Origin of the sequence: Nonomuraea pusilla (genome assembly GCF_900109355.1) — a bacterium.
GTDB classification, from domain to species: Bacteria; Actinomycetota; Actinomycetes; order Streptosporangiales; family Streptosporangiaceae; genus Nonomuraea; species Nonomuraea pusilla.
Window position 1 is genome coordinate 1 of record NZ_FOBF01000056.1, and the last position, 2585, is coordinate 2585.

Here is a 2585-nt window from a genome sequence, read left to right on the forward strand (position 1 = left end):
TAGGGCGACGATCGCAGCGATCATCGCGATGACGGCCGGCGAGATGCCGGATAGAAGATCAGCGGGGGTACCGCTGACCTGCATGGCAGCACTAAGGTGCGTCATGGGCTGCAGACCTTCGGGTTGGAGTCTGGCGGTCTGTGGTCAAGTCCTCCGGGTCCGGTGTTGGCGCACCGGGCCCGGGGGCACTGCGTTATTCGGTTGTGTTGTCGTCCTCGGGTTTCCTCGCTAGGCGTTTGGAGACCGCCTGCTGGGATACGCCGAGGATTCTTCCGATGCGGTCTTGGGGCCAGCCGCGGCGTTTCATCTCGCGGATGATGCGCCGCTGTTCTCGCTGCGCTTCGATCCCGGCTTCTACGCGGGGGATCGTCGCGGCGAGTCGTTCAGCGAGCACCTGATCGCTCACCTCCCGCTCGTCGCTTGTCACTACTCATGTGTACCTCGTTCGAGCCGAGACCACAACCCGGGTTGTGAAACTGGCGAAAGTTGGGCCCCGTCCTCGCCGTCCCTCCGAGATCCGAGGACGGGGCCAAAGCCCGGCTCCCCAAGCTCGCCCGTGCCAGGTGTCACCCACCTGGGGAGCCAGGCCGTCTAGGTGGTGGGGCCGTCTGTCTCGCACGGGTTGTCGGAGTGGCAACTCGCGTGCGCGAGCATCAGGTCATCCCACAACTCGCGTATCTGAGCGCGTGTGCCGCGGCGGGTCTCCTCGTGCCCTGGGCCGTCCTTGCGCAGAACGAAGTACTGTCCCCCTTCGCAGCACCACTCGTACTCACCGCAGCAGGAAGTCTCCCGGACTCGCAGGGAACCTCGCGGAATGTACGGGAACCACTCGATCATGGGCGCGGGTGGTGGGGTCCGTGTGTCATGCCGGAGTAGCCGTCCACCGCAGGGCACTGCGCCGGCGGCAGGCCGTCCTGCGGCCTGGCCGCCAGCCAGACCCAGCCGCCGTAGATGCTGTACATGCGCATGATCGGCCCTGCGCAGTCGGCGCAGGTCGAGTAGCCGACCCCATCTGCCTGGTTGATGGCGGTGAGGATGCGCTGCTGTGCGGCCTCGATCTCGCCCGGAGTGTCCGCTGGCAGTGTGGTTTGAGGGGTGGCGGTCGTAGACTCGGCCATGGGTGCACCTCCACCGTGCGCCAGGGCCCGTCGGCGTGTCCGCGCCGGTCGGGCCCACTTTTTATGTTGGGTCTTGGTGGCCGTCATGCTACGTCACTTCCTCATACTTCACCATGCCTCAACATGGGGAAGTGTGGGTATCCGCAGGTCGGCGGGGGTACCTAGCGTGAAGTCGTGATCGAATGGCGGCTGAATGCACCACGCTGGGTACAGATCGCCGAGGTCCTCAAGGCGAGGATCGCGGATGGCACCTATCCGGTGGACTCGCCGCTGCCGAGTGAGCACCAGCTCGTGCAGGAGTTCGGTGTGGCCCGCGGCACAGCTCGGAAGGTGCTGGTGCGGCTGCGCGAGGAAGGTGTCGCCTACTCGGTGCGCGGCCTGGGAACCTTCGTGGCGCCAGCGAAGATCGAGGGCTGACAGCGGTAGGCGCCGGCCTCTGGCCCCACTTCTGCTGTGACGGAAGTTATGTCCGGGCGGTGACAACCTACGGTCTCGCTAAGGCGTCGCATTCGGTGTCGTGTCTTGCGATGTTCTCCGTCTCGCGGCGGGTCTGGTGTGAGAGAGTTCACCAGTCTGCGCAGTGGGCATGTGTGTAGAAGCCGCAGGTCAACGCGCAACTATCGGGGGCGATAGTGGTCATTTTCCGCCGTTGAAGGTAGTTTGATGACGAGACAATTCAGGCTGGGAGGAGGGGTGATGGAGATACCTTCGCAGCCCTCGGACCCGCTGGTCAGTGCGACCTTGGCAGTCCTCAAAGCTGCGCGCGAACAAGGCGTAGAGATCACCAAGACGAAGCTCGTCAAACTCCTCTACATGGCCGATCTGCAAGCTGTCGAAGCCGGGGAGAATCAGTTCAGCGGGGCTACCTGGCGCTGGGACAACTACGGCCCTTACGACTCCGCGCTCACGCGGGCCGAGTACGAGCTGGCCAATAGCAACCTGATAGAGCGCCGCGACAACCGGCTGTTCGAGGAGTACGGTGCCTGCGTGCTGACGCTGGCCGTAGACATCGACGACCCGCTACCCGACGACAAGATGTCCATCGTGAGGGACATCGTCCGCCGGTTTGGGGGTAAGAGCGCCACCGCGTTGAAGGACCTGTCTTACAAGACGTCTCCCATGGTGGAGGCGCAGGCAGGGGGAGAGCGGGGTGTGCTGCTCGACCTGAGTCGGGTTCGCAGGAGTAAGGCGGTCAGGGCTGTCCTGGCTCGCGCGCGGGCGCACCGTGCTGCGCGGGAACCGCAGGAGACTACTCCTGAGGCGTACGGCGAGCTGCTCGTCGAGCTGGCAGCGAGCCGTGACTCCATCCGCAGGGCGAACGAAAGGGTTCTCGGCGACCAGTGAAGCCACCTCTCCGCAAGGGTGGCGTCTACTGGGTTGCGGACAACCGTCTCACCCTGCCCCCCAACGATGAGCGCACTGTCAAACCCAAACGGCCGGTGATCGTGGTCAGCGGCGATGAGACCA

Annotated in this window: 4 protein-coding genes; 2 read left to right on the plus strand and 2 right to left on the minus strand. The window is 64.7% G+C overall.

All coding sequences use genetic code 11. The features are described 5' to 3' along the window. Positions 1-193: 193 nt before the first annotated feature. A complete protein-coding gene (locus tag BMX74_RS42540; RefSeq protein ID WP_091106162.1) occupies positions 194-427 on the minus strand; it encodes a hypothetical protein in 234 nt (77 codons plus the stop codon). A gap of 406 nt (positions 428-833) precedes the next feature. Next, entirely contained in the window at positions 834-1118 is a 285-nt protein-coding gene (locus BMX74_RS42550; protein WP_091106166.1) for a hypothetical protein, read from the minus strand. Between the two features lie 174 nt (positions 1119-1292). Between BMX74_RS42550 and BMX74_RS42555 the strand changes: the two genes are divergently transcribed. Further along, positions 1293-1535, plus strand: a complete 243-nt coding sequence (locus tag BMX74_RS42555; protein ID WP_091106167.1) for a GntR family transcriptional regulator — start codon at positions 1293-1295, stop codon at positions 1533-1535. Positions 1536-1814: 279 nt separating this feature from the next. Further along, positions 1815-2462: a type II toxin-antitoxin system antitoxin SocA domain-containing protein gene (locus BMX74_RS42560; RefSeq protein WP_177227769.1), complete on the plus strand. Its 648-nt coding sequence runs from the start codon at positions 1815-1817 to the stop codon at positions 2460-2462. The last annotated feature ends 123 nt before the right edge of the window (positions 2463-2585 follow it).

What these genes read in the sequence shown, in the direction of transcription:
- BMX74_RS42560 (WP_177227769.1), top strand. Translation starts at nt 1,815, where the DNA reads ATGGAGATACCTTCGCAGCCCTCGGACCCGCTGGTCAGTGCGACCTTG.
- BMX74_RS42550 (WP_091106166.1), bottom strand. Translation starts at nt 1,118, where the DNA reads ATGGCCGAGTCTACGACCGCCACCCCTCAAACCACACTGCCAGCGGAC.